Genomic DNA, 25670 nt, shown 5'->3' with positions numbered 1-25670 from the left:
ATTTCATCATTGCGCAAAAGTATAGCATTCTCATTTGCATCTCTAAATCTGATCAGACAAAAATGGATGACTGCTCGGATTAGTTATTTCTATTGTAATGATGCCGTATGCCTAATTTGACCGTGACACGCTCCATACGACTGATATACAGATAATGATCCCCATATTCAATCACCGCATAAAACTGCTCCGCACCATCATCCAAACCTGTAGCTGACCATCTTGTGCCTTGCGGAAACTCATCTAACCATGCCGCTTTGTAAAAGTCTGAAACCGAATCAAAAGTCAGGTAGTGCTCAGGATCGGCCATAATTTTAGCTGCCATCTGATCGAATTTTTGTTGTTTAAATGCCTCTAAACTGAGTAACACAAAGCGTCCTTCTGATTTAAATTGTGCTTGAATTGCATGGTTAACTTTCCGCCTAATCTTTAACTGACTTACAAAAATACAGTGATTTTCTTATATCTCTATTTTGCTGCGGAATACGCTGTTTTTCTACATTATTTTCAGTTTTATCATATATTTTTAAGCTGTGCTGATTTGCTAGCACAGGCTCAATATGTTATCACCTTGTTATGTTTTCTATTTTTTACAACGATAAACTATAAGGAGTAAATATGTCTTATCAAAATATTTTAGTTCCTGTTGATGACTCTCCAATTTCCTATGCCGCAGTCGAACATGCGCTTTCTTTAGCAAAACTATCTGGGGCAAAAGTCACCATTCTGAGTGTGGTTGCGGTTGACCCATTTGTCGGTGTGGATTTTTATCAAGTTGCCCCTGCGGTGACCGATTACTTTATGCAAGCCGAAGCACAAGCCAAAACACAACTACAAGACATTTCTCAATCCTTTGTCCGTGATGGTATTCAGGTGAATACCAAAATTCATCATGGTTCAGCCAGTGAAGGCATTATCTTTGTTGCTGATGAAGTTGGTGCAGATCTGATTGTGATGGGCTCACATGGCCGCACAGGGGTAAAACGTTTATTGCTGGGTAGTGTGGCACGTGCCGTTTTAACAGAATCACATATTCCAGTGCTGATTGTGAAGCAATAACGATTTGCTTTAATTGAAAAAACCTTGTGTCTCGATACAAGGTTTTTTTATTGTCTCAAAGTTGCATAGATGACCGATTCGCCCCCCATATTGATCATTTATAACCCTGTTCCATGATTTAAAAAGATGCTTCACTAGCAATTGGACATTTATTTTCAAGTCAAAATAGTGAGTCGAATCAGCTTACTATCGCCAGAAAAAATGACCGTCAATAAAAACAGCATGTTTAAGAATAAGACACGGTTTTACAAGGATGATCAATATGAAACTCAATCCAATGGTGATTGGCCTGTGTGGGATATGTATCAGTACATTGAATCACGCGGCAGCACTGGACCAATCAGGACAATCCATTCTCCCTTTTCTGGAAAATGGTAACTATGTTGAAGTCAGTGCAACAGCCGTTGATGCTGACATTTCGGGGAAAATCCGTAATCGTCCTGAACTGGTCAATGATCCACAGAACCTGAACTCAGGCAATATGGGCAATAGCTTTCAATATTATAGTGCCGCGCTCAAACTTCAACTGACTGATCGAATCAGCTTTGGTCTACTCTATGACCAGCCTTTTGGTGCTGATATTCGCTATCCGATGCAATCGAATAACACCTTCTCGGACAATGAATTTACCCAGCAAGGCACATCGGTCAATGTTGATACTGAAAGCATTAGCATGATTTTGGGTGTCAGTCCTTTTAGCAATGTTCAACTCTATGGCGGCGCTGTCTATCAATCGGTCAAAGGTGATGTCGCGCTGCGTGGTAATTCATACAGTGAAGCCTTTAATGGCTATGATGCCAAATTTAAACAGGATCATGCAGTCGGTTGGCTGGCAGGCCTGAGTTATCAAATCCCAGAGATTGCCTTAAAAGCTGCGCTGACCTATCGCTCCAAGATCGACCACGATATGCAAGTGACTGAGACCATGTTCGGTCAGCCTTTAGAAGTGACTACCCCAAGTAAAACCAAAATTTCCACGCCACAATCGGTGAATGTTGATTTTCAAACAGGTGTGTATAAAGACACACTGCTCTATACCAATCTACGTTGGGTCAACTGGAAAGATTTTCATATTCGACCGACGCAATTTGGCGCAGTGACGGAGTATCTCACTGGCGTAATCAGCGAAGGAACCTATACAGGTGGTTTTGATTTAGACAGCTATCAAAAAGATCAATGGACGGTCAATGTCGGACTTGGACATCAGTTTACTGAGAAATGGAGTGCATCCACTGAAGTCAGTTGGGACTCTGGTACAGGCGACCCTGCATCCACATTGAATCCGACCAAAGGGTCTTGGGGGATTGGTCTAGGTGCTCAGTTTAATCCTGCCCCGAACTACTTTATTGCGGCTGGCGTTAAATACTTCTGGTTAGGTGATGTGATTGCCGAAGACGGCACCTATTACATTCCTGTAGCAGGAATTAAACCCATTGCTGAACAGGCCGATTTTAAAGATAACAGTGCAATCGCTTATGGTTTGAAAATGGGCTATCGTTTTTAGTCACAAAAACTCATCATGCTAAGTAGGAACAGATCTACCTCTAGTCTTGCTCCTACTTGGCTCTTTTCTGGCATTCAATCAGCGGATTAGCTTAGAATCTCAAAGCATTATTTTAATAATGAATGTCATCTCTAGGAAAAATCCAATGAAAAAAATCCCTCTTGTCTTTTCAATATTTATATCTAGCTTCGTTTTTCCTTTTACTACTTTTGCCAATTCACCTGATCCCAAAGAAAGCATGGATATTTTTATTGGCACCCTAACCATTCAGGATAACAAAGCCATTTTAACGCGATGCGATATTGCTCAGAATGAATATGTGTTGAAAGATGCGGACTGGTCTAAGCAAAAGGCGGTATCAGGTTTTCTCTCCAAAGCCACAAAACTAAAACAGCCGATCTATGTAGAAGTGATTGCAGCGTATAAAAGCGAAAAAGATATTAATATTCTCTTGGTTGATTCCATTGAAAATCTGACTGAAGCGAAAAGCTGCCATTTAAGCGATTTATTTTAAGGCTCAAAATACATGGCAGACTTTTAGCTCGAATCTTGATGAGCAAAGCTTAGTGACTCATCGTCACTCACTAAAAGTTTGCCATGTCTCAAAAGCATGTCTGCGATACAGCTTTAACTTAGAAAACTGAGGAATAATTGCTTCACTCTGGGTTGGTCTTAAAAATACAAAATCATCGACTTGAATATCACAATCCTTCGGTACATTGATCAATTCCTGATTACTGCTACGCCCGTACAATGCATGGGTATGCGCTTGATCAGGATAGACATAATCAGCCAGCCAATAGCCACCATAAATAAACAGCGCCTTACATTTATGTGGCAATTTATCTAATAAAGACATAGAAGGAAGCTGAGTAAATGGCAGTATTTTTAATACAGGCGCAGCAATCCATAACGCAGGTTGTAATGCCCTTAAAAAATCACTGTCAAAATCACTTGGTTTTAAGAGCATTGAACCAAAAGACAAATCATTGCAGACACTTTCAGTGGTATGAAAGCTAAAGGTTGGGCTACCACCGCCATTAAAACACAGCGCATCATGCCACAGCGATGGAAACTGCTTTTGAATCAATTGTTGATAATGGGCATAGGTCTGCTGTGAACTGTGATAAGCCAATTCAGGTTTTTTAATGATGGCTGGAATTTTAGTGACATGCGCATCATAGCCCATCAAACCAGAAAGCTTTAAATACTGCGGATACTGCTGAATCAGCTTTAAAATTTCGGTCAGTTGCTGTGTCGACTGTACCCCACCACGATGTAAGCCGACATCAATTTCAATATTCACATCCAAACACAGAGAATAGAGCTGGGCAATCTCGAGATATTGCTGTAAGCGTTGCTTGGTATCAATCAGCCACTGAATTTTGGCATTCGACCACTCCGCATGCTGATCAAAAAAATGACGTACAGCTTGGGCAGGCATAGGCTTACCCAACAGAATATCGGCTTCGGCAAAATTTTCTAGGATCGAAACAATATGCGGTTGATGAAATACCATAAAGCGTTGCGTATTCATCTGTTCGGATAGCAACTTGAGTAGGTCTAGGCTTGCTAATGACTTGACCACCAAGCGTGCTTTTAAATGTTTGGCATGAGCAAGACGAATCTGAACATGTTGGATATTTTGTTTTAACGCTGCTTCATCGATGATCAGTTGCGGAATCGCAATCCCCTGCTTTTTTAGGTCGAGATTGAGTTGTTTAAAATAATGATCCAACATGGCTATACCTTTTTTATTTAATTGTGATTCTAAAAAACCATCTTATACGAGGGAATGTCATCTACAACCTGAGCAAGCCAAAGCGACTAAAGCTTTGAGTGCAAGAAGTTTAAATACATCTTACCAAGCTTCAAATGCTTCTCAGGGTGAAACCAAAGTAATTCCAGCTGAAAGCTTAACCCTTAATTGGATGAGAACTCGACATGACTCCGTTAAGCACTTTCAGCTTATAAAATAACTCTATTTAACCTAAAAACAGCTTTTCCAGATAGGGATTTAAAAACTTGGCTTCTGGGTCCAACTGCTGGCGCAAAGCCATAAAATCATCCCACTTTGGATATAAAGCCCGAAGCTGTGTGCTGGTCATATGATGCATTTTACCCCAATGCGGACGCCCTCGATATTTCTGCAAAATCGGCTCAACCACATCAAAAATCAACTTCGGGTCTTGCTTATGATATTGATGCACTGAAATCGAAATGGAGTCCTGCTGATAAAACGGACTAAGCCAAATATCATCACCCTTCACAAAGCGAAATTCGAGCGGAAAAAAGGTGGCCACTTTATACTTTCTTAAGGCATGCAATATTTCATCCAAACACTCAATTCCACGATCAACAGGAATCTGATACTCCATTTCATTGAATTTGGTATTACGCGGCGTTGGAAATATCTTGCTCGACCAATCAACATAGGTTGTCGGTTTGACAAAGATGCCTAATAGCTTCTGTAAATAAGGATTCAGCGAAGGAAAGTTTTTGGTCAGTTCTGAACACAAAGTCAGCAAGGTATCATCCGATGGAAAATTTTCCTTCCGCGGCAAAACCGCTTCATCAGTCTCATCCAAAGTTTTTAGCATCAACTGCTTTTCATGGGAAAACACAAAGCACTCAATATGTCGATGCTGCTGCTTCCATTGCTGAATATGCTGCATCATGTCTTCTACCGGACACAGTTGAATATGCTCTTTCAGCTTATAGCGAGGGCGATTCTGCATGGTGATCTGAGTCAGGATACCCAAGCTTCCCAAAGACACCCGTCCTGCGGCAAAGATTTCAGGATATTCTGTGCGGCTACATTTCAGGATTTCACCAGAAGCCGTCAATAACTCAAAAGCTTCAACATAGGCCGAAATACAATGTAAATCTGCTCCTGTCCCATGTGTGCCTGTGGAGACAGCCCCCGCTAGACTTTGCTGATCAATATCGCCCTGATTCATCAAAGCCTGATTGATCGATTGCTGTTGCAGATGTTGATCTAGGTCATATAAACGTGTACCCGCATAAATGCTGCTCTGACATCGTTCAAGATCTGTCGATGCAATGCCTGCAATATGATCCAAAGACAATAAGGTGGCATCAGTACAGACTAAGGGCGTAAATGAATGTCCTGCACCGACTACCCGTATTTTTTGTTGCGCTTTAACAATGGACTGTAGTTCTTGCACATTGGCTGGTTGTAAAACCTGTTGCGGCATAGATTTTTGGAAGCCTGACCAGTTCGTCCAGATGCCTTGTGTTAAATCACTCATACTGCCTCTCCTTGGCTAACGGCAGTTTTTAAATTGCCATGATTGCTGCGTTTTGCGAGTTCCTGTGCTGGAATCGGTTGTGGTCGTGTCATTTCATCGTAATGACGTTTATTTTTCTCTAATAACAATTGTTCAGCTAAACCTTTGAATTTGCTCTGACAGGCAGCTAGCGTCCATTGACCAAATAAGGTATGTCCACCTTCATAGGCTTGCGCTTGATATTCTTCATAGGTGGTGACATAACCCATATAATCATTGCAGTAGGATGCTAACCAAACCCTTTCAACCGAAGCCTGTGCGGCAAGCGTCTGTTTAACCGTATCAATGACACGCTGCCCTGCAATAGTGGTAAATTCTCCTGGACAGCAAATCAAAGCCAATCGACCTAATCGCAGAATCTGTAAGGGAACCACGCTTGGAACTAAAGGACTGTGCTGAATCGCTCCCGCTTTCACTTGTCGGTTCATTTCTGCAATCAACGGATCAAGCATACTCGGTGGAAAACCAATCGGCTGCCCTAAAATCTTTTTGGCACCTGCTTCCAGTAAAATCTGTTTCGGCCCTTGAGAGGCATACAACTGCTGATAGTCTGCAAAATCAGCAGCTTTTGGGTGCTTGGTTTTTTGTTTGCGAAATTGATCCGCTAAAAATTGCATCCCCATAATTAAGGGTTTGGGCGCCCCTAAGCCATCGACAGGCGTACCTGCAAAAAATGCGGTACCGTGACAAGGCTGACTGGTCTTGGCATGCTTTTGCCCCGCTGCGAACTCATCTGGAATTTCAATATTACTCAGGTCTACATAGGACAAAACCGCATCGATCTTGCCTTCGACTTTATGTAAATTTTTAGGAATATTTGACTGTAAAGCCGTCAAAGCCAGTTCACTTTGATATCGCCCGTTTTGTTGCGCGTATTGATATTCCTGCTCGCCTTTAATCTTATTGCGAATCTTGAGCTGATCTTTGCCATGAAAATGCGGTGATACATCTCCCGCAGTTGCTTGTGCAAAAATCGTGACTGGATTTTGAATCCCTTGCTCAATTAAAGCCTGCTCAGAGAATGCGGCTGCATAGCCTTTATTATCGCCATCATAGGCGTTTAAGGAATTTCCTAAACAGGTTGCATGTACCCCAAATAAGGAAATAAAGGACTGCAGTTTTTGCTCACGATAGAAACCAATCAACTGCATTTCTCGGTTCAAGGCTAAATGCGTTTCCGCTTCGGTACGTGGCTGAACTTCTGGATTACGATTATAGGCTTTAATTGAACGATTCCATGCGACAGCGGTACGCTCTGGAAAATGTTGAGTCTCCAAGAAAATCTCGGTGTCTTGTTCAGATGCAATCGCATTTTGAATACTCAGTACAATCGCCTCAACAATGGCAGTTAAATGTTCAGGCACAAAACCAGGGGTTGGCATATTGTATAAAGCTTCATAGCCACAACCACCAGGGCCAGAATGGGTATGGGTTGCCATGAGGACCAATTGATTTTCATCAAATGGTGAATCTAGAATTTGTGTGAGTCGCGCTATTGTTTGGCTGCGTATGGCATGGGTAATACAACCTACGTCCAGACAACAGATCAGGAGTCGGTTATGTTGCTGATCGACAATACTCACGCAACGTGCAAATAAAGCTGTGCGCTGTTCATAGGCTCGATGTGACCATTGCCCATAACCAAACATGGCATAGCCTTTCGGTGTAATTTTGATTTGCTGCTTGTCCCAACCCACCTGATACATCACGACTTCCTTTCAATTCTTTTTCTAACTGTATTAAAGCATGTTGAAAGTTAATCAAAATTATGCGATACCCAACAGGGTTAAAGACACTTTTCTTTGGGGGGCAAAACGGACTTATGCCTATACGCAGCAACTGTAAAAATGAACAACAGCAATTTATTCCACCCACCATTCTGGCGAGCCTAATCCATTATGCAGAGCAGCAACAGTGGGATTATGCTGTATGGTTTCAGAATTCAGGTTTAGACATTGCACAAATACAGCAAACCCAAGCTGTGGTTCGTTTTAGCCAACTCTGTGATGTGGTTGGTCAAGCCATGACCACCTATCAACAACCGAACCTAGGCTTAAAGCTTGGCAGTAGCGAAGGTCTGATTTCGATGGGGATTTTGGGCTTTGCCATGCAATCCTGTAAAACGGTTGCAGATGCTTTAGACATTGCGCTGCGCTACCATAGGATTTCTGGCAGTGTCTTGAATATCGACTTTTCTATCCACGCTGATCTTTGTGAATTGGAAGTCACCGAACCTTATCCCTGCAATGAACTCAAAGCCTTTTTCTATGATGAATTATTTAGCAGCATCATCACCTGTTTAAATGCGATGTTGGGCGATCATGATGATGTGATCAGTCTTGAGCTCAGCTATTTACCACGCGAATATCAACAACAATATAACGAACTCTTTGGCTGCCCGATCCAGTTTAATCGTGACAGGAATATCATGCGTTTTAGCACTAGCCTATTGCAGCGCAGCTTAAAAAATTATAGTCCAGCCAACTATGCAACTGCACTACACATCTGTGAACAAGCCCTAAAAGAAATAGACCAGCTCAACCAAGTGGGTTATGTGCATCTACTCGATCATTTGATTGAACAGCATTTACCTGAACGCTTTGAGATGCAACAAGCTGCTGAACAATTACGGATCAGCGAACGCCATTTAAGACGACAATTGTTATCAGAAGGTCTGAGCTTTCAACAAATTCGGCAAAATGTGTTGGAGCGTAAAGCCAAGCAACTTATTGAACAGAACCTATCCCTGAGTGAGATTAGCCTGCAATTGGGTTTTAGCGAATTACGTGAATTCCGACGTGCCTTTAAACGCTGGACAGGGCAAGCGCCTTCTATTTATAAACAAGAGACTCACCTTACTTAAATGATTAGTTCGTAATACCTACTCATATAAAATGAACATATCTCAGGAATTACTGGTGCTACAGGTCATCCACAACCTGCGTGAGATTAATCAGATGCTATTTCTGCGATTAATTTAAAGAGATACCGGAAGAAGACAGGTTTTGTGGATGACAATGGTTTTGGTTACTTTTGCTGAAACAAAAGTAACTCCAGCTGAAGGCTTATCTAAAAATAAGATGAGATCTCTATAAGATTCCACCGAAGCAAAAAAATTAAAACTAAATTTTAACTCGCTGCTTGATAAAACGGTACATCACCATTAATCGTGGCACGATGCATAATCCGATGCGCATCACCATAATCAAATAACGCCTTATGCTGTGTGCAACGATTATCCCAAATCGCTACATCACCTGCCTGCCACTGCCAACGCAAATGGAACTGCTCATTGGTGGCATGCGCAAATAAATACTTTAGCAATTCAGCACTTTCCGTCTCATCCAGTTCATTAATACGTGTGGTAAACCCTTCACTCACGAACAAAATCGGCTGACCCGTTACCGGATGCGTTCTCACCACCGGATGAACAACGGGTGGATTACGCTTAAAGGTTTCTTCCAGTTTTTTACGCTCAACATCGTTATGCGCAAAACGTTCAATCGGGAAAGACTGACGAATGTCATGCGTTGCGGTTAAGCCTTTTAACTTTTGCTGCAAACCTTGATCCAAGGCAGCAAATGCAGCTGCCCCGCTTGACCAAAGGGTATCACCACCGACAGGTGGAATCTTAATCGCTTGCAATACACAACCCAATGGCGGTTTCTGACTGAAAGTCACATCAGTATGCCAAAGCTCATTATCACGTAAGTCTTGTTTCCAGCTGTCCAATACAATGATTTCAGGCACATTATCGATAGATGGGTAAATCGGATGAATATGCAAAGAACCAAAACTACGTGCCAACTCCGCTTGTGCCTGAGGTGCAAGCTGCTGATTACGGAAGAAAATTACATGATGATCCAGCAAAGCCTGTTGAATTTGTTGCGTCGTATTTTCATCAGCCGTGTTTAAATCAACATCGTGAATAATGGCACCAATCGTTGGTTTAATAACTTCAATATTTAAGGTCATCTTCTACTACTCACACTTATAACTGTTGGCCATACCAAGGAGATAATTGCTTCTGTAACCAACGCAAAAACAATTCAAAACTAACGGCGACAATCGCAATCACAATAATGCCCAGAACTACGGTATCGGTGATCAGGAACTGCGCTGCAGACTGCACCATAAAACCAATACCGCGATCTGCTGCAACTAATTCCGAAGCCACTAGAGTCGACCAGCCCACACCTAAACCAATACGAATACCCGTTAAAATATGCGGTAAGGCTGTCGGCAGAATCACATGCCAAAACACTTGTGATTGGCTTGCCCCTAAAGATAAGGCAGCACGTTCACGATTGAGCTGATGGCTCAGCACACCATGGGTACTACTGATAATCACAGGTGCAAGGATCGAAAAGAAAATCAAAAGGACTTTGGTGGTTTCACCGATCCCGAACCAGATCACCAATAGTGGCAAATAAGCCAAAGGTGGAATCGGACGCAATAACTCAACCAATGGATCAAGCACGGCACGAACCCACTTATTCAGCCCCATCCATAAACCTAAAGGTACACCAATCGCAATCGCAGCAACTAAAGCCAATAAGACACGAGAAATACTTGCTGCCAAATGCTGCCATAAGGTGGCTTTCATAAAACCTTGTTGACTGACTTCTAGAAATTTTTGCCATACCGCTTGTGGGCTCGGCAAAAATAGACTTGGGACAATTTTTAATGCCGTGATCAAATACCAAATCACCAGTACGCTCAAGACACTGGAAAAACTGAGCGCTAAACTACGATGGCGAGTAAAAAAGGACCCAATTGGACTAAAAACCGAACCTGACTGTGTTTGATTCGTCGATTGCAGTTCCTCGGCCTTGCTCACCTCATAGGCTGTATTTTTTGCTTGCCCCGTCATACAGCCACCTCATGCCCTGCTTGTTTCTGCACACGTAGGCGTTCAAACAATTGCTCGCGTAATTGAATAAATTTAGGATCCGATTTGATCGCACGAATGGATTCACCTTGCTTATAACGCTCTGCAAAATCCAGTTTTAAAGTTTCGACAATCTTACCTGGGCGAGCGGTCATCAACACCAATTGATTACTCAGCAATAGTGCTTCTTCAATGTCATGGGTGATCAGGAAGAAGGATTTATTTTGTTCAATCCATAAGTCCAGGACCAACTGCTGCATGGTTTCACGAGTAAAAGCATCAAGCGCAGCAAAAGGCTCATCCAATAAAATAAAGGCTGCGTGGCTAATCAAAGCACGCGCAATACCGACGCGCTGTTTCATGCCACCTGACAATTCCCAAATATTGGCTTTAGCCACATGACTCAAGCCGACAATTTTAAGAATTGCATCGACTTGCTGTTGAATGTCTTGCTCTTTTAAACCTTTGAGCTGCAAAGCAAAACCGATATTTTCAGAGACATTTAACCAAGGTAATAGCGCATGATCCTGAAATACCACCGCACGGCGTGCATCTGGCGCAGTCACCACTTCATGATCCAGTGTAATCTGCCCCGAACTTGGCTTTTGAAAACCCGCCAGAATATTCAGTAATGTTGTTTTACCACAACCAGACTCACCCAAAATCACAGTCAAAGTGCCTTCTTCAATCTTCAGATTGATATCTTGCAATACAGGCACGGTCTGTTTTGGAAAGGTTAAATGAAGATGCTCGGCAGCTAATACGCTCATTTAGATCTCCTAGGGCTGTAAGAATTGGGTGGTGACATTCGCTTGATAATCAGGTTTTACTTGATCCACCTTGCCTTGGCTTTTGAGGAATGTTGCTGTGTCGAAAATATTTTTGGCGAACTCACCCGCTAATGTTGCGTGTTGTTGCTGACCATTCAGATAAATATTGCCTGATAACAGTAAAGGAATATCTTTCACATCAGAGCCTGTCAGCTGAGCAATTTTCTGGATATTGTCCGCATTTTGTTCAAATGCTTTTGGATCTTGCTGATACGCTTCAACTTGTTTCAAGCTGGTTTTTACGAATGCTTTTAAGAACTCTGGATTTTTTTCAGCGAAATCTTTACGAACCACCCATAAATCATAGGTTGGTGCGCCCCACTCGCCGACTTGTTTCGAATCTGTTAATACATGACCACTGGCTTTGACTTTACTTAATGCAGGTTCCCAAACATAAGTTGCATCGATATCACCACGCTCCCAAGCTGCTGTGATTTCTGGTGGACGTAAGTTAATAATCTTGACTTGATTATCCGCAATATTCCAATGCTTGAGTGCTGACAATAAACTGTAATGCGTGGTTGAGACGAATGGTACGGCAATGGTTTTGCCAATCAAATCTTGAGGTTTTTGAATGCCTGATTTGTTACTCACCACCAATGCCTCTGAACCGCCTAATTTAGCCGTCACAAGAAAGACTTCAATCGGTAAATCACGACTTGCAGCAGCAGCCAGAGGACTAGAACCAATATTGCCGATCACCACATCACCCGAAGCCAATGCATTAACCACATCTGAACCTGCATCAAATTTGCGCCATTGAATTGCTTGATTACTATCACGTTCATAATCACCATTGGCTTGTGCAACCTTGGTTGGATCCACACCAGTTTGATAGGCAATCACCACTGCCTTGTTATTTTTAGACTGAACAGGTGCAGCATCTTTTTGATTTTGATAGACAATAAAAGCAACAATCGCCACAAGGACGATCGCTGTAACAATTAGCGGCTTAGAGTTTTTGATGCCCATAATTAGATGATCTTTCAACAATATAGGCTTATGGTATGCGGCATGCTTTATGATTAAAAATAAGAAAAAGTGAGTTGCTTATTCCTTTATGAGATAAGAATAAGACTTAGGCAATTTTTGCTGTTTTTATATTCAATTGGTTTATTTTTAGTGTTGTTTCATTTAATTTCCCAACTAAGCCTTTTAAATATTTATCCCGCTGTTTAATTGAAAAGTAAAATATTTAATCCTGATAATTTCATCTTTAAATTAAATAAGCATTTTCATTTTAAAATATAGCTCCAAACTATATTCCGAATAAATTAATAAAAACCTATTATTTATCAAAAATAGATATATAAATAAATTTTGCTTATTTTCCTGAATATAAAAACAGTCCTAAGATAAAAACATCATCCCGCTGATGTATGAAAGGTTATAAAAATGAATGCTCAATTTGATTCTACTGATCTAGCAGAATCGACATCTACGATTCACGGTTTATCAAAAAATCCACAAGATATCTTGGCGCGTGCGCAACATTATGCTGAAGAAAATGAACTCGATTTCACTGGCAGCGTTCCCCCACCTGAAGCTTGGTATTTGGTTGAACAAGGCCTAGCGGTATTGGTCGATGTACGTACCAATGAAGAACGCAAATTTGTCGGCTATGTCCCTGAAAGTATCCACGTCGCATGGGCAACGGGCACATCTTTTAACCGAAACCCACGCTTTCTGAAAGAACTGGATAGCAAAGTTGGCAAAGACAAAACCATTCTGCTGCTCTGCCGTAGTGGTAAACGCTCTGCTTTAGCAGCTGCAGCAGCATTTAGTGCAGGTTTTGCCCAAGTTTATAACGTGCAAGAAGGCTTTGAAGGTGATTTAAACGAGCAACAACAACGTAATCAAAGCAATGGCTGGCGTACACATCAGTTACCTTGGTTACAAGACTAATGCTGCTTTTTTAAGCAATTATTTTACGATTTATTTAAGATCTCGTTTTGCAAGGAACTCGCGTGAGTCAATGGAAAATACAGCCTGTCGTCGAAGGCCTACAACAAGCACGACATGAATGGAGAGAGCGTCAACATCGCATCAAAGAATTTGGTGGGCGTGAACTCCCATCTAAGGATGCGCTGAAGTCAATTTTAGATGATCTGTGTGGGATCTTATTTCCAATGCGACTTGGGCCGAGCGATCTACGCCAAGAAACTGAGGATTACTATATTGCCTATACCCTTGACCGTGTCTTGAATGAACTGTTTGCACAGGTCAAGTTGGCTTTAAATTACGAAGCCAAAAGTCGAGTCAAACCGATCCCTGTTTCTAGCAATGAACGTCTGCTGTATGAACAGCAAGTCGCTTTGGCCCAAACCATCGTACAGGATTTTGCCAATACCTTACCTGACATTCGCCGCTTATTGGATGCCGATGTCTGTGCAGCATATGAAGGTGATCCCGCAGCGCATAGCGTTGATGAAGTCTTACTCTGCTATCCAGGTATTTTAGCGATTATTCATCATCGTGTAGCACATCAGCTCTATCACAGTGTACCGCTGCTCTCACGGATTATTTCTGAATTGGCCCATTCAGCAACGGGTATTGATATTCATCCGGGTGCGCAAATTGGGAAAGGCTTCTTTATCGATCACGGCACAGGTGTGGTGATTGGAGAAACCTCAGTGATTGGTGAATATGTCCGTATCTATCAGGCGGTGACGCTCGGTGCAAAACGGTTCGAACTGAATGAAGACGGTGCACTGAAAAAAGATTATGCCCGTCATCCGATCGTGGAGGACCATGTGGTGATTTATGCAGGTGCAACAATTTTAGGCTGTATCACCATCGGTAAAGGCTCAATTATTGGCGGCAATGTGTGGCTTACCCATAGTGTTGCAGCAGGCAGTCAGATTTTACAGTCACCAAGTGAGTCATTACACAATAGTAAAGTTTAATTTAATGAGGTATTTAACCAAGTAAATAAAAAGGCGTAAGAATAAATAACGTATATTCAATACTTATATTTATTTTTCATAATTATATTCTTATGAGTAATAAGCAGATAATTCACGATTATTTATCTCATAATAATATTTTTAAAAAAACTAAATAGCCTCTAGTCTAACGAAATAAATCATTAAATATTATTGCAATAAAACCAATTTTTATTAACAAAGCCAAAGACAACAGGAAAACTTATTCATGGCAAAAACCACAGATAAAGTCCAACTTGCGCTTGGAGATCATGCAGCTAGACAGCTTGCCAATGCCACCAAGACCGTTCCACAACTTTCGACCATTACCCCACGTTGGCTCACACATTTATTGCAATGGATTCCTGTTGAAGCAGGTATTTATCGCGTTAACCGTGTCAGCAACACCGATGATATCCAAGTGGCCTGTACACAACGTGATGAAGCGACTTTGCCGCAAACCTTTGTTGATTATGATGCGCAACCGCGTGAATATTTCTTAAATGGTGTGTCTACCGTCTTGGATATTCATACTCGCGTTGCCGATCTTTACAGCAGCCCACATGATCAAATTAAAGAACAATTACGCTTAACCATTGAAACCATTAAAGAACGCCAAGAAAGCGAGCTGATCAACAACCCTGAATATGGTTTATTGGCCAGTGTCGCAGATGAACAGCGTATCTCAACTTTAAATGGTCCCCCAACACCAGATGACTTTGATGATTTACTGCGTAAAGTCTGGAAAGAACCCGGTTTCTTCTTGGCACATCCAGATGCGATTGCCGCATTTGGCCGTGAATGTACCCGTCGTGGCGTGCCACCACCAACCGTCAGTTTATTCGGTTCGCAGTTCATCACATGGCGTGGTGTCCCACTGATTCCATCGAATAAAATTCCGGTGGAAGATGGTAAAACCAAAATCTTGTTACTGCGTGTGGGTGAAAAACGCCAAGGTGTGGTGGGCTTATTCCAACCAGGCTTGGCAGGTGAGCAATCTCCTGGCCTTTCTGTACGCTTCATGGGCATCAACCGCAATGCGATTGCGTCTTATCTGATCTCACTGTACTGCTCATTGGCGGTATTGACTGAGGATGCGTTGGCTGTGCTCGAAGATGTGGAGGTGGACAAATATCATGACTACCCAGTTAACTACAAGTAACCTATCTTCTACAGGTACTGGGCAAGGTAGTCCAACGGGTTCTGAAGTGGTCGGTGTTAGTCCACCGTCCAACTTCCCAGATGAAGCAACACTTTCAAGGCTTGCCTCTGAATTTTTTGCTGCGCTGCCAAGCTCAGGCAGTAGCCACCCTTCTGGTTTGAATTTGGACTTGCCCAATATCGGTACACCGCCACATCAACCTCAGCCTGCTGAACCTTTAGCAGCGTTAAGTGGTCGTGCGCCGAATATTGCTTATGAAAAAAGTTTGAATCCTGAATATCCTGAGCATATCCCAAACTATCCCGATTATCCTGAACGTCGTGCGATTGCTTCTGCGCCAATGGTTGGTGGAGCGAACTTACCTCGCCCACCAATTGAACCAAATTTTCCACAGGCCATTCATAGTGCACCGAATGTGCCTTTGGTTGAACCTTCTCATCCATCGGCAAGTGAGGCATCACCATTTTATTTTTTAAATGATTTTGCAGCACCCAGCACATCAAATTCTGAATTTGATGCAGCCAGTTTTGCGACTGCTCAATCATTTCAATTACCACATGGCGATGCACTAAAAAGCTTATTGCAGCAAGATCAGGCAAGTTCAACCCAACCCCAAAGTCCTGTCTCTACAGGTTTCTACTTTCTTGATTTGCCACAAAGCAATACGGGTTATGGCAATTACCAGCCTTCACAACCACAGTTTATAGCCAATGCAGCTCAACCTTTGGATATTCAAGCGATCCGTCGTGATTTTCCAATTTTGCAAGAACGCGTCAATGGTCGACCTCTGGTCTGGTTTGATAATGCAGCGACCACGCAAAAACCACAAAGCGTGATTGATCGTATTGCCTATTTTTATCAGCACGAAAATTCCAATATTCATCGTGCCGCACATGAACTGGCAGCACGTGCAACCGATGCCTATGAACATGCGCGTAATGTAGTAGCTCGTTTTATTGGAGCAAAATCATCCAAGGAAATCATTTTTGTTCGCGGCACCACTGAAGGCATTAACCTGATTGCCAAGACCTGGGGTGAGCAGAATATTGGTGAAGGTGATGAAATTATTGTTTCGCATCTTGAACATCACGCCAATATCGTACCGTGGTTTCAACTCACCAAAAAAGTCGGTGCCAAACTCCGCGTCATTCCAGTCGATGATACCGGTCAAATCATTTTGGAAGAATTGCCAAAATTGATCAATGAACGGACTAAACTGATCTCAATTACTCAAGTATCCAACGCCTTAGGTACAGTGACACCTGTGGCTGAGGTGATCAAAATCGCGCATGCCAAAGGTGTACGAGTCTTGGTCGATGGTGCCCAATCGGTTTCACATATGCCAACCGATGTTCAAGCGATTGATGCCGATTTCTTTGTATTCTCAGGGCATAAAGTGTTTGGGCCAACAGGTATTGGAGTTGTCTATGCCAAGCCTGAAATCCTAGAGACGATGCCTGTGTGGGAAGGCGGCGGTAATATGATTCAGGATGTGAGCTTTGAACAAGTGGTTTACCAACCTGCTCCAAATAAATTTGAAGCAGGCACAGGCAATATTGCCGATGCCGTGGGTTTAGGTGCAGCACTGGAATATGTGGAACGCCTTGGTATTCATAATATTGCCCGCTATGAACATGACTTACTGGAATATGGCCAGCATGCATTGAGTACGGTTTCAGGTTTAAGACCAATTGGTACGGCAAGAAACAAAGCCAGCGTGATGTCTTTTACACTTGAAGGTTATTCGACTGAGCAAGTAGGTAAAGCACTGAATCAACATGGCATTGCAGTGCGTTCAGGGCATCATTGTGCTCAACCGATCTTGCGTCGTTTTGGTGTGGAACAGACGGTGCGCCCATCTTTGGCGTTTTACAACACCACGGAAGAAATTGATTTGCTAGTGTCAGTCTTACATCAACTGACCAGAAACAAACGCAGTGCCTAACCCCTCTCCAATAAAAAAGACTGCCTCAGCGCAGTCTTTTTTATGTTCAGGCAAAGGCAACACTCCAAATCAATCGTATTGCAACTACACTGAGAATAATCCCCATTACCCGTTCAAAATACACGCCAAACTCTAAAAAGCGTTTCCGTACAACAGGCTGAGCAAACATAATGCTGACCAAAATAAACCATACGGCATTGACTAGACACATCCAGACGCCATAACCAATTTGAACCTTTAACGGCGTTGCGGGATTCACAATGGTAGTAAAAATCGCCAAAAAGAAAACGGTCGCTTTGGGGTTCAGTGCATTGGTCAAAAAGCCCATATTAAAGGCTTGAATTAAGCTCGGTTTGCCCAGCGCTTCCCCCGCCAGAATATCCAGATTGGCATTCGGTTGACTACGTAAACATTGCCAGCCCAAATAAATCAAATAAGCCGCGCCTGCAACACGTAATAACGACATTAACCAGACACTTTGCTGGATTAGCACGCCAACACCCACCAAGGTATAAAACACATGTACCGAAATGCCGACACCAATGCCGATTGCAGTGATACAGCCAATTAAATAACCATATCGCACACTCTGCCGTACTGTAATAATAAAATCAGGACCTGGTAAAACGACTGCCATAAAATGGATCAATGCCAAGGCCAGAAACTCATGTCCATACAACTGCCACATTTGATTTATCTCCATCATGACTACAGGAAAAAGATTGTATTGCGATTTTTAAAGCGCGATAATCCAATCAAAATCCAAATAACTTTTGCTTCATGAGCACAAATCAAAGTCTGGTTCTGTTAAATGAAATGGCAACCTTTGTCAAAGTTGTCGAAACGGAAAGCTTTTCTGAAACGGCACGTCAGCTCGGCTCAACCCCATCTGCTGTGAGCCGCGCCATTGCCCGTTTAGAACGGGCCTTAGGTACACGCTTATTGCATCGCACCACACGTAAACTGCGCTTAAGTGAAAGTGGTCAGCAGGTCTATGAACGCTGTGTCGACATGGTCAATGCGGCACAAGCGGTAATGGAAAGCTCGGGACAGTTTCATATTGAACCACAAGGCGTGATTCGGATCAGTGTGCCTAAAGCCGTTGGGCATTTTATGCTACATCCACATTTGCCCGAATTCCTGGCACTATATCCTCAAATTGATATTCAACTGCTATTGGAAGACCGCTATATTGACTTGATTGATGATGGTGTCGATCTGGCCATTCGTATTACCGAACAACCACCAGGTGGCTTGATGGGACGGAAACTGATTGATATTGATCATTTAATCTGTGCCACACCCGAATATTTACAGCAACATGGCATACCGCAACATCCACATGATTTAAAGCAGCACCAATGTATTTATTTGGGTGAACAACCGAATGACTCGAAATGGAAGTTCCAGCAAGAACAGAAATCGATTACGGTGCTAGTCCGTGGTCGTTATGCAGCCAATCATACTGGCGTACGCCTCAGTGCCGCTTTACAACACTTAGGCATAGCCAGTTTGCCTTACTTCGTAGCACGCCATGCCTTAGAACAAGGTTCTTTGGTGCAGGTCTTACCTGATTGGCATTTTAAAACCCATTACAGTGGTGGCGCATGGTTGCTGTATCCACCTACCCGTCATGTGCCACCTAAATTGAGTGTCTTCATTCAATATCTAGCGGAAAAATTAGCCGCAGAACCAGTCTTATTTCCGCAAAATACGCCAAGCTAAAACGATCACTTTCATTTATAAATCTAGAGACAATAGCAAACCAAATGAAAATCAATAAATCTTAAGATATTGATTTAAAAATATATATCAATGGAACTTATCCATTCGCAAAACAATAAAAAGCATCTTTATTTTCATCCTGCATGATAGGTAATTCACAAAAACAGATATTTTTTGCTGCATAAGTTATTTTTCTTCATTTTGCATAATCGCTAATCTAACAACCAAGTTGTTATAACAAGTTTAAGTGCAATGAACCAACCGATTGTGAATAAAGTAAGTGGCGAACGCCCATTGTATGATCAAGTCTATCAGGCCCTGCTTCAGCAGATCGTCGAGGGTAGTTATCAGATTCATCAGCAGTTGCCATCTGAAAAAGAACTGAGTGAATTATTTAATGTCAGTCGTATCACCATTCGTCAGGCACTCAATCAACTTCAGCTCGAACACCTGGTTTACAAGATTCAAGGCAAAGGTACTTTCGTCAGCGCACCGAAAACCTTCCAAAACATTTCCCAATTGCAAGGCTTTGCAGAAGCCATGACCAATATGGGACATGAGGTGTTTAACGTGGTCAAAGAATTTCGCTTTATTCCTGCCACACCGCAAATTGCATCGAAATTAAAACTTTCAGTGAATAGCAATGTGGTGGAAATTAAGCGCATTCGCTTACTTAACCGTAAACCGGTTTCATTTGAACTGACTTATTTACCCGAATCGATTGGTTTAGCTTTGCAAGAGATCAACCTCTCCACGCGCGATGTGTTTTTAGCGATTGAAGAAGATTTATCAATTGCCTTGGGACATGCAGATTTAAACATTGACGCCACCCTTGCTGATGAAGAACTCAGTGAACTGCTGCAAGTCGATATCAATGCACCGCTGTTAAGAGTGGAGCGATTGACTCACGATCATGCTGGACACCCAATTGACTTCGAATATCTCTACTTCTCAGGAGAGACCTTCCAATACCGTTTAAGAGTAGATCGAAAAAGAAATACCTAACGTCACCAACCTTGTGAATTAAAACGCACTCAAAAAGGCACAACATGAATACGATTACACTGGACTATGACATTGTCGTCATCGGTGGGGGGACGGCTGGCCCAATGGCAGCCATCAAAGCCAAAACAGCCAACCCCAACCTGAAAGTTTTATTGATTGAAAAAGCCAATGTGAAACGCAGCGGTGCAATTTCAATGGGCATGGATGGCCTGAATAATGCTGTTATTCCGGGCTATGCCACGCCTGAGCAATACACCAAAGAAATTACCATTGCCAATGATGGCATTGTCAATCAAGCCACCGTCTATGCCTATGCCAAACACAGTTTCACCACCATTCAGCAACTGGATCAATGGGGGGTGAAATTTGAAAAAGATGAAACAGGTGAATATGCGGTCAAAAAGGTCCATCACATGGGTGCTTATGTACTGCCGATGCCTGAAGGCCATGACATTAAAAAAGTCCTGTATCGCCAACTGAAACGTGCTCAGGTCAAAATCAATAACCGCATTGTCACTACTCGCCTACTGAAAAATGCCGAGGGAGCCATCAACGGTGTCCTCGGCTTTGACTGTCGCAATGGTGATTTCTATGTGATCAAGACCAAGGCTGCGATTTTATGTTGTGGGGCTGCTGGACGTTTGGGTCTACCTGCATCTGGCTATTTGATGGGCACCTATGAGAATCCAACCAATGCTGGCGATGGTTATGCCATGGCTTACCATGCAGGGGCTGAACTCTCCAATTTGGAATGCTTCCAGATCAATCCGCTGATTAAAGATTATAACGGCCCTGCCTGTGCCTATGTGACCGGTCCATTGGGTGGTTATACCGCCAACAGCAAAGGCGAACGTTTTATTGAATGTGACTACTGGTCGGGCCAAATGATGTGGGAATTTTATCAGGAACTGCAAAGTGGCAATGGCCCAGTGTTCCTGAAAATGGATCATTTGGCGGAAGAAACCATTCAAACCATTGAAGAAATTCTGCATACCAATGAACGCCCAAGTCGTGGCCGTTTCCATGAAGGTCGTGGTACCGATTACCGACAAGATATGGTGGAAATGCAGATTTCAGAAATTGGATTCTGTAGTGGTCACAGTGCGTCTGGGGTGTGGGTCAATGAAAAAGCCGAAACCTCCGTCAAAGGCCTGTATAGCGCGGGCGATATGGCAGCCGTTCCACATAACTACATGCTGGGTGCCTTTACCTATGGCTGGTTTGCTGGGGTCAATGCCGCTGAATATGTCGTAGAACAAGCCGATTCAGAACTGAATGCTGAGCAAATTGAAGCTGAAAAAGCCCGTATTTTTGCACCTTTACACCGTCCAGAAGGCTTGTCATCAGAACAAGTGGAATACAAGTTGCGTCGTATGGTCAATGACTACTTACAGCCACCCAAAACTCGACAAAAAATTGAGATTGCGCTGAAACGCTTTGAAGAAATCAAAAGCGATATTGAGCAGATCAATGCCAGCCATCCACATGAATTGATGCGTGTTGCAGAAGTCGCGGTGATTCGTGACTGTGCTGAAATGGCCGCGCGTGCTTCGCTCTTCCGTGAAGAAAGCCGTTGGGGACTCTATCACTACCGTGCAGATTGCCCTGAAAAAAATGATCGGGACTGGTTCTGTCATACCCATCTGAAAAAAGATCAGCACGGCAATATGGTCAGTTTTAAAAAAGCAGTTGAGCCTTATTTCATCCCAATTGAGGAAGATGAAGCCAACGCTTACAACCTATTGCGTATTCAAAAAAAATTAGTCGCTGAAACAGTCGAATAAGGAACATCACATGGCTTTTATTTTTAAAGAAATTGCCCACCGCACTGCCGCACCTGTGTTGGTGGATGAAGATAAATGTATTGCGGACAAAGGCTGTACCGTCTGTGTTGATGTTTGCCCAATGGATTTATTGGCGATTCATCCAGAAAGTAAAAAAGCCTATATGCAGTTTGATGAATGTTGGTATTGCATGCCATGCGAGAGCGGTAAAAATATCCGTGTGATCTACAACCAAGACCGTAATTTAAAAATCAAATTACTGGCCAATCTGGCATGGTATGCCACCGATAAAAACGGTCAGATCAGTGCCTTCTTACTGCGTGGAGATGCCAACAATTGGGCCAAAACACATGGCGGTAAAGTCTATGACTTTAATAATGCCCAAAAGCTGGTGAAGTGATCAAATCCCTCCCAACCTCCCTTTAGCAAGGGAGGAGCCTCACGAATCTTAGTCAGTCTTTAGACTCGTGAAAAGTCCCCCTTTTAAAGGGGGATTTAGGGGGAATTTTGAGATTCAGGAGAAATAAATATGAATAGTTTAGCGGATACCCAACCAATTCAGTCTAAGGCAATCCGCCCTGTGCTGATATTCTCAAAAAGCCGAGTGATTTCATACAGCTTGAGTGCCGTGTCACTGGTATTCAGTCTTGTGTTTTGGCAACTGGCCTCGCAGTACCATTTAAATTTGGGACTGATCAACTTTGCCAATGTGCCTTCGCCACGAGATGTTATTCAGTCGCTGCTTGCTTTTGGCGAACTGGATACTGCCCTTGCCCATGTCAAAGCCAGTATCACTCGAGTGTTGATTGGCTTCTTACTCGCCGCAGTGGTCGGTGTCCTTTTCGGATTATTGATTGGTTATTCCAAAACCTTGGCAGCCCTATTGATGCCACCGCTAGAAATCTTGCGTCCGATTCCAGCCGTGGCATGGATTCCCTTGGCGATTCTGATGTTTCCTTCCTCAGAAGCCTCAATGATTTTTATTACCTTTTTAGGTGCACTATTTCCAATCTTACTCAATACCATTCACGGGGTTGAGGCGGTTGATCAACGCCTCATTGCATCCGCAAAAAGTCTAGGTGCGGGTCAGTTTGCCATTTTGTACGAAGTGATTATTCCAGGTTCATTACCCAGTATCACCACGGGTTTAGCCATTGGCATGGGCACTTGCTGGTTCTGTCTGGTTACGGCTGAAATGATCTCTGGTCAGCTCGGTATCGGCTATTTCACTTGGGAATCCTTCACCTTGCAAAATTATGCAGACATCATTGTTGGCATGCTGTTAATCGGTGCATTAGGTATGTTCAGCAGTGCTTTTCTGCGTTATCTCGGCAAAAAACTTACCCCATGGTACCAGTTAAGGAAGGCATAACATGAATCAATACGGTCATATCCATTTACACAATATCAACCTACACCTTGGGCAAGACAAACAACGCTTTCAAGCCTTGGATCATGTCTCTTTTGATCTTCAGGCGGGTGAGTTTGTGTGTTTGCTTGGGCCATCGGGTTGCGGTAAATCAACTTTACTCGGTGCACTGGCAGGCCATTTGCCGATTAGTTCAGGCACCATGTTGCTGGACCAAAAAGCCATTGAAAAACCTTCTTCTGATCGTGGTTTGGTATTTCAGCAACACACCCTATTTCCATGGAAAAGTGTGCTAGAGAACGTGTGCTTTGGCTTAAAAATGAAAGGCATCTCTAAAGCCCAAAGACGAGAACAAGCCCAACAAATGATTGAACTGGTCGGCTTAAAAAGCTTTGAACATAAATATCCCGCTGAATTATCAGGTGGTATGCAACAACGGGTTGAAATTGCACGGGTGCTGATTAATCAACCGCGTGTATTGCTAATGGATGAACCCTTTGGTGCACTGGATGCGCAAACCCGCTTAAAGATGCAGGAACTGCTGCTTGAAATTTGGCAAAGCGTTCAAACCTCAGTGCTGTTCATTACCCATGATATTGATGAAGCTTTATTTCTGGCAGATCGGGTCTTGATCATGAGCCATCGTCCGGGACGTATTATTGAAGAAATCAAACTGGATTTCCCCCGTCCAAGACATGTTGATCTGGTGACCTCGACTGAATTTACCCAAATCAAGAAACATTGCATTCAGGTATTAAAACACGCTACTCAAGCTGAACTGAGTCGGTTAAACCCCCTCGGCTTAAATCAGAAAGTCGCCGTTTAGGAACAATAAACTATGAATCTAAACTACCCAGTCCTGACGGATATTGATGAGGATTATGCTGATTATCTGTTTCAGCTTAATCAGGATGATGAAAATATCCGCTTTGTCGCAATTATGAATATTGCCGATGAGGAACAAACAGAATTATTGGCTTGGTTACAGCACGCAGTGTTACATGACCCAGCAAGCAAAGTACGTGAGCGAGCTGCTATTCGTTTAGAAGGATGGGAGGATGCGACATCTTTACATACTTTGGCTCAAGCTTTGAGTGATCCACATGAAAATGTGCGTGTTGCAGCAGCACAAAGCTTAAGTGAAATTAAACATGCTGAATCTGCCCATCATCTGGCGACATATTTGCAGCATCATGATGACTTTGTCCTTGCTGCAATTTTGAGAGCAATTAAGGAGCTACGGGCTGAACCGTTATTTGAAGCCATCCTCGAACATGTTCAGCATGGCAATCCCTTAGTACGTAAAGAAGCTGTGAGCACCCTGAGCTGGTTGCAGAAACAGGAAGGCTTAGTAACGCTGGCACAGATCGCACAGCATGATGTTGATAACGAAATCCGTCGTATCGCCACAGGTGGCTTGGCGGCAACTCACACGTCAACAGCCGAAATTTTATCGGCCTTACACAGTTCTCTCACTGCTGAGGCATGGCAACTACGGGTCGAAGCTGCCTTGACCATTGGAAAATTAAAAGTCCTTGAATTAGAACAACCGCTTTTACAGCAACTGGATGATACTTATTGGCAAGTTCGGATTGCTGTTACACGCAGCTTAGGACGCCTTAGATCAAAAGCTGCAATTGCCAAACTCCAAGAAAATTTCCAGCATGACATCAGCAACCTACGCAAAGAAGTCGCGATTGCCTTAGGTGAAATTGGCGGTGAATCAGCTCAGCATATTTTATTACAACATGCCGAAGACCCAGATCCAGAAGTACGTAAATCGATTCGTATTGGACTGGCACTGATTCAGGAGAGACAATATGTCACTTGAACCTCACCAACTGAACGTCGATATCGAACAGCAACGCCTCTTTCTTTCATGGGAGGATGGTACAGAAAAGGAGTTTAGCCATGCTCAGCTGAGAGCCAGCTGCCCTTGTGGGTTTTGTCGAGCAAAGCGTCTACGGCAACAAGATGTTCAATATCCAGATCATGTTGCCATCTCTGCCATCTACTCACAAGGTTATGGGATTCAGATCTGTTTTGATGATGGACATGACAAAGGGATTTTCCCTTGGGCTTTTTTAAAAACGTTGAATTCGTCATGAAACATTCAAATGACTTATGTATAAACCCTCAAACGATATGAAATTTTTAGATT

Annotated in this window: 25 protein-coding genes and 2 pseudogenes; 18 read left to right on the top strand and 9 right to left on the bottom strand. The window is 42.9% G+C overall.

What is annotated here, in order from left to right; genetic code table 11:
• Nucleotides 1-79: 79 nt before the first annotated feature.
• Nucleotides 80-370, bottom strand: a complete 291-nt coding sequence (locus tag MN869_RS15240; RefSeq protein ID WP_005321921.1) for a hypothetical protein — start codon at nucleotides 368-370, stop codon at nucleotides 80-82.
• A 248-nt stretch (nucleotides 371-618) separates the two neighbouring features.
• Here MN869_RS15240 and MN869_RS15235 point away from each other — a divergent pair, with 248 nt between their 5' ends.
• The 3 genes from MN869_RS15235 to MN869_RS15225 all read left to right on the top strand — a co-directional run bounded on the left by MN869_RS15235 (nucleotide 619) and on the right by MN869_RS15225 (nucleotide 3077).
• Entirely contained in the window at nucleotides 619-1059 is a 441-nt protein-coding gene (locus MN869_RS15235) for a universal stress protein (RefSeq protein ID WP_033133116.1), read from the top strand.
• A gap of 262 nt (nucleotides 1060-1321) precedes the next feature.
• Nucleotides 1322-2563: an outer membrane protein transport protein gene (locus tag MN869_RS15230; protein WP_033133117.1), complete on the top strand. Its 1242-nt coding sequence runs from the start codon at nucleotides 1322-1324 to the stop codon at nucleotides 2561-2563.
• A gap of 145 nt (nucleotides 2564-2708) precedes the next feature.
• Complete coding sequence (locus MN869_RS15225) at nucleotides 2709-3077, top strand: hypothetical protein (RefSeq protein WP_033133118.1); 369 nt, start codon at nucleotides 2709-2711, stop codon at nucleotides 3075-3077.
• A 63-nt stretch (nucleotides 3078-3140) separates the two neighbouring features.
• On the opposite strand, the gene MN869_RS15220 is transcribed toward MN869_RS15225, so the two are convergent.
• Complete coding sequence (locus MN869_RS15220) at nucleotides 3141-4304, bottom strand: alanine racemase (RefSeq protein WP_033133119.1); 1164 nt, start codon at nucleotides 4302-4304, stop codon at nucleotides 3141-3143.
• Between MN869_RS15220 and MN869_RS15215 the strand changes: the two genes are divergently transcribed.
• The gene (locus MN869_RS15215; RefSeq protein WP_032859721.1) at nucleotides 4303-4542 is read left to right on the top strand and encodes a hypothetical protein; all 240 of its coding nucleotides are present in this window, start codon (nucleotides 4303-4305) and stop codon (nucleotides 4540-4542) included. The two genes, MN869_RS15220 and MN869_RS15215, sit on opposite strands and share 2 nt — an antisense overlap.
• A gap of 6 nt (nucleotides 4543-4548) precedes the next feature.
• Here the strand turns inward: MN869_RS15215 and MN869_RS15210 are convergent, their stop codons facing one another.
• Both MN869_RS15210 and MN869_RS15205 read right to left on the bottom strand, forming a co-directional pair.
• Nucleotides 4549-5835 carry a D-arabinono-1,4-lactone oxidase gene (locus tag MN869_RS15210; RefSeq protein ID WP_033133120.1) on the bottom strand — a complete coding sequence of 429 codons (1287 nt, stop codon included), beginning with the start codon at nucleotides 5833-5835 and terminating at the stop codon, nucleotides 4549-4551.
• Nucleotides 5832-7580 carry a neutral/alkaline non-lysosomal ceramidase N-terminal domain-containing protein gene (locus MN869_RS15205; protein ID WP_005321902.1) on the bottom strand — a complete coding sequence of 583 codons (1749 nt, stop codon included), beginning with the start codon at nucleotides 7578-7580 and terminating at the stop codon, nucleotides 5832-5834. The genes MN869_RS15210 and MN869_RS15205 overlap by 4 nt, the downstream gene beginning before the upstream one ends.
• 62 nt (nucleotides 7581-7642) lie before the next feature.
• On the opposite strand from MN869_RS15205, the gene MN869_RS15200 reads away from it, so the two are divergent.
• The gene (locus tag MN869_RS15200; RefSeq protein ID WP_033133121.1) at nucleotides 7643-8737 is read left to right on the top strand and encodes an AraC family transcriptional regulator; all 1095 of its coding nucleotides are present in this window, start codon (nucleotides 7643-7645) and stop codon (nucleotides 8735-8737) included.
• 266 nt (nucleotides 8738-9003) lie between these two features.
• Here MN869_RS15200 and tauD read toward each other — a convergent pair whose 3' ends face one another.
• The 4 genes from tauD to tauA are packed head-to-tail and all read right to left on the bottom strand — an operon-like array spanning nucleotide 9004 to nucleotide 12585.
• Nucleotides 9004-9849, bottom strand: a complete 846-nt coding sequence (gene tauD / locus MN869_RS15195) for a taurine dioxygenase (protein ID WP_033133122.1) — start codon at nucleotides 9847-9849, stop codon at nucleotides 9004-9006.
• A 16-nt stretch (nucleotides 9850-9865) separates the two neighbouring features.
• Nucleotides 9866-10747, bottom strand: coding sequence for a taurine ABC transporter permease TauC (gene tauC / locus MN869_RS15190; protein WP_033133123.1), 882 nt, complete (start codon nucleotides 10745-10747; stop codon nucleotides 9866-9868).
• Complete coding sequence (locus MN869_RS15185) at nucleotides 10744-11535, bottom strand: ATP-binding cassette domain-containing protein (protein WP_033133124.1); 792 nt, start codon at nucleotides 11533-11535, stop codon at nucleotides 10744-10746. Before MN869_RS15185 ends, tauC begins: the two co-directional genes overlap by 4 nt.
• Before the next feature lie 9 nt (nucleotides 11536-11544).
• A complete protein-coding gene (gene tauA, locus MN869_RS15180) occupies nucleotides 11545-12585 on the bottom strand; it encodes a taurine ABC transporter substrate-binding protein (RefSeq protein ID WP_171248646.1) in 1041 nt (346 codons plus the stop codon).
• Nucleotides 12586-12990: 405 nt separating this feature from the next.
• Here tauA and MN869_RS15175 point away from each other — a divergent pair, with 405 nt between their 5' ends.
• The 4 genes from MN869_RS15175 to MN869_RS15160 all read left to right on the top strand — a co-directional run bounded on the left by MN869_RS15175 (nucleotide 12991) and on the right by MN869_RS15160 (nucleotide 17626).
• Complete coding sequence (locus MN869_RS15175; protein WP_005205084.1) at nucleotides 12991-13500, top strand: rhodanese-like domain-containing protein; 510 nt, start codon at nucleotides 12991-12993, stop codon at nucleotides 13498-13500.
• 62 nt (nucleotides 13501-13562) lie between these two features.
• On the top strand, nucleotides 13563-14501 hold the full coding sequence (gene epsC / locus MN869_RS15170; RefSeq protein WP_004805539.1) for a serine O-acetyltransferase EpsC: 939 nt from the start codon (nucleotides 13563-13565) through the stop codon (nucleotides 14499-14501).
• Nucleotides 14502-14748: 247 nt separating this feature from the next.
• Nucleotides 14749-15681: a family 2A encapsulin nanocompartment shell protein gene (locus tag MN869_RS15165; protein WP_004654714.1), complete on the top strand. Its 933-nt coding sequence runs from the start codon at nucleotides 14749-14751 to the stop codon at nucleotides 15679-15681.
• Entirely contained in the window at nucleotides 15656-17626 is a 1971-nt protein-coding gene (locus MN869_RS15160) for a family 2A encapsulin nanocompartment cargo protein cysteine desulfurase (protein WP_243308543.1), read from the top strand. The genes MN869_RS15165 and MN869_RS15160 overlap by 26 nt, the downstream gene beginning before the upstream one ends.
• 46 nt (nucleotides 17627-17672) lie before the next feature.
• Here MN869_RS15160 and MN869_RS15155 read toward each other — a convergent pair whose 3' ends face one another.
• Entirely contained in the window at nucleotides 17673-18314 is a 642-nt protein-coding gene (locus MN869_RS15155; protein ID WP_033133127.1) for a LysE family transporter, read from the bottom strand.
• Between the two features lie 92 nt (nucleotides 18315-18406).
• On the opposite strand from MN869_RS15155, the gene MN869_RS15150 reads away from it, so the two are divergent.
• From MN869_RS15150 to MN869_RS15110, 9 genes and pseudogenes are all read left to right on the top strand, one after another.
• Nucleotides 18407-19351, top strand: a complete 945-nt coding sequence (locus MN869_RS15150; protein ID WP_033133128.1) for a LysR family transcriptional regulator — start codon at nucleotides 18407-18409, stop codon at nucleotides 19349-19351.
• Between the two features lie 252 nt (nucleotides 19352-19603).
• Complete coding sequence (locus tag MN869_RS15145; protein WP_033133129.1) at nucleotides 19604-20356, top strand: GntR family transcriptional regulator; 753 nt, start codon at nucleotides 19604-19606, stop codon at nucleotides 20354-20356.
• A 44-nt stretch (nucleotides 20357-20400) separates the two neighbouring features.
• The gene (locus MN869_RS15140; RefSeq protein WP_033133130.1) at nucleotides 20401-22140 is read left to right on the top strand and encodes a fumarate reductase/succinate dehydrogenase flavoprotein subunit; all 1740 of its coding nucleotides are present in this window, start codon (nucleotides 20401-20403) and stop codon (nucleotides 22138-22140) included.
• A gap of 10 nt (nucleotides 22141-22150) precedes the next feature.
• Nucleotides 22151-22342: pseudogene (locus MN869_RS15135) on the top strand (4Fe-4S dicluster domain-containing protein); the annotation flags it as partial.
• Nucleotides 22340-22540, top strand: a pseudogene (locus MN869_RS15130) (nitrate ABC transporter substrate-binding protein); the annotation flags it as partial. The pseudogenes MN869_RS15135 and MN869_RS15130, both read left to right, overlap by 3 nt.
• A gap of 129 nt (nucleotides 22541-22669) precedes the next feature.
• Nucleotides 22670-23512: an ABC transporter permease gene (locus MN869_RS15125; protein ID WP_033133131.1), complete on the top strand. Its 843-nt coding sequence runs from the start codon at nucleotides 22670-22672 to the stop codon at nucleotides 23510-23512.
• Between the two features lies 1 nt (nucleotide 23513).
• Nucleotides 23514-24335: an ABC transporter ATP-binding protein gene (locus MN869_RS15120; RefSeq protein WP_033133132.1), complete on the top strand. Its 822-nt coding sequence runs from the start codon at nucleotides 23514-23516 to the stop codon at nucleotides 24333-24335.
• A 12-nt stretch (nucleotides 24336-24347) separates the two neighbouring features.
• On the top strand, nucleotides 24348-25340 hold the full coding sequence (locus tag MN869_RS15115; RefSeq protein ID WP_033133133.1) for a HEAT repeat domain-containing protein: 993 nt from the start codon (nucleotides 24348-24350) through the stop codon (nucleotides 25338-25340).
• Nucleotides 25330-25617 carry a gamma-butyrobetaine hydroxylase-like domain-containing protein gene (locus MN869_RS15110; protein ID WP_033133134.1) on the top strand — a complete coding sequence of 96 codons (288 nt, stop codon included), beginning with the start codon at nucleotides 25330-25332 and terminating at the stop codon, nucleotides 25615-25617. Before MN869_RS15115 ends, MN869_RS15110 begins: the two co-directional genes overlap by 11 nt.
• The last annotated feature ends 53 nt before the right edge of the window (nucleotides 25618-25670 follow it).

The organism is Acinetobacter sp. NIPH1876 (genome assembly GCF_022808535.1).
GTDB lineage: Bacteria > Pseudomonadota > Gammaproteobacteria > Pseudomonadales > Moraxellaceae > Acinetobacter > Acinetobacter higginsii.
Note: the sequence above shows the minus strand (reverse complement) of the source record. Positions and strands in the feature narration are given on the sequence as shown.

What these genes read in the sequence shown, in the direction of transcription:
- MN869_RS15210 (WP_033133120.1), bottom strand. Translation starts at nt 5,835, where the DNA reads ATGAGTGATTTAACACAAGGCATCTGGACGAACTGGTCAGGCTTCCAA.
- MN869_RS15110 (WP_033133134.1), top strand. Translation starts at nt 25,330, where the DNA reads ATGTCACTTGAACCTCACCAACTGAACGTCGATATCGAACAGCAACGC.
- MN869_RS15200 (WP_033133121.1), top strand. Translation starts at nt 7,643, where the DNA reads ATGCGATACCCAACAGGGTTAAAGACACTTTTCTTTGGGGGGCAAAAC.
- MN869_RS15230 (WP_033133117.1), top strand. Translation starts at nt 1,322, where the DNA reads ATGAAACTCAATCCAATGGTGATTGGCCTGTGTGGGATATGTATCAGT.
- tauC (WP_033133123.1), bottom strand. Translation starts at nt 10,747, where the DNA reads ATGACGGGGCAAGCAAAAAATACAGCCTATGAGGTGAGCAAGGCCGAG.
- MN869_RS15115 (WP_033133133.1), top strand. Translation starts at nt 24,348, where the DNA reads ATGAATCTAAACTACCCAGTCCTGACGGATATTGATGAGGATTATGCT.
- MN869_RS15175 (WP_005205084.1), top strand. Translation starts at nt 12,991, where the DNA reads ATGAATGCTCAATTTGATTCTACTGATCTAGCAGAATCGACATCTACG.
- MN869_RS15165 (WP_004654714.1), top strand. Translation starts at nt 14,749, where the DNA reads ATGGCAAAAACCACAGATAAAGTCCAACTTGCGCTTGGAGATCATGCA.
- MN869_RS15140 (WP_033133130.1), top strand. Translation starts at nt 20,401, where the DNA reads ATGAATACGATTACACTGGACTATGACATTGTCGTCATCGGTGGGGGG.
- MN869_RS15225 (WP_033133118.1), top strand. Translation starts at nt 2,709, where the DNA reads ATGAAAAAAATCCCTCTTGTCTTTTCAATATTTATATCTAGCTTCGTT.
- MN869_RS15235 (WP_033133116.1), top strand. Translation starts at nt 619, where the DNA reads ATGTCTTATCAAAATATTTTAGTTCCTGTTGATGACTCTCCAATTTCC.
- MN869_RS15155 (WP_033133127.1), bottom strand. Translation starts at nt 18,314, where the DNA reads ATGTGGCAGTTGTATGGACATGAGTTTCTGGCCTTGGCATTGATCCAT.
- MN869_RS15145 (WP_033133129.1), top strand. Translation starts at nt 19,604, where the DNA reads ATGAACCAACCGATTGTGAATAAAGTAAGTGGCGAACGCCCATTGTAT.
- MN869_RS15160 (WP_243308543.1), top strand. Translation starts at nt 15,656, where the DNA reads ATGACTACCCAGTTAACTACAAGTAACCTATCTTCTACAGGTACTGGG.
- MN869_RS15220 (WP_033133119.1), bottom strand. Translation starts at nt 4,304, where the DNA reads ATGTTGGATCATTATTTTAAACAACTCAATCTCGACCTAAAAAAGCAG.
- tauD (WP_033133122.1), bottom strand. Translation starts at nt 9,849, where the DNA reads ATGACCTTAAATATTGAAGTTATTAAACCAACGATTGGTGCCATTATT.
- MN869_RS15125 (WP_033133131.1), top strand. Translation starts at nt 22,670, where the DNA reads ATGAATAGTTTAGCGGATACCCAACCAATTCAGTCTAAGGCAATCCGC.
- MN869_RS15120 (WP_033133132.1), top strand. Translation starts at nt 23,514, where the DNA reads ATGAATCAATACGGTCATATCCATTTACACAATATCAACCTACACCTT.
- MN869_RS15215 (WP_032859721.1), top strand. Translation starts at nt 4,303, where the DNA reads ATGGCTATACCTTTTTTATTTAATTGTGATTCTAAAAAACCATCTTAT.
- MN869_RS15185 (WP_033133124.1), bottom strand. Translation starts at nt 11,535, where the DNA reads ATGAGCGTATTAGCTGCCGAGCATCTTCATTTAACCTTTCCAAAACAG.
- MN869_RS15205 (WP_005321902.1), bottom strand. Translation starts at nt 7,580, where the DNA reads ATGTATCAGGTGGGTTGGGACAAGCAGCAAATCAAAATTACACCGAAA.
- MN869_RS15150 (WP_033133128.1), top strand. Translation starts at nt 18,407, where the DNA reads ATGAGCACAAATCAAAGTCTGGTTCTGTTAAATGAAATGGCAACCTTT.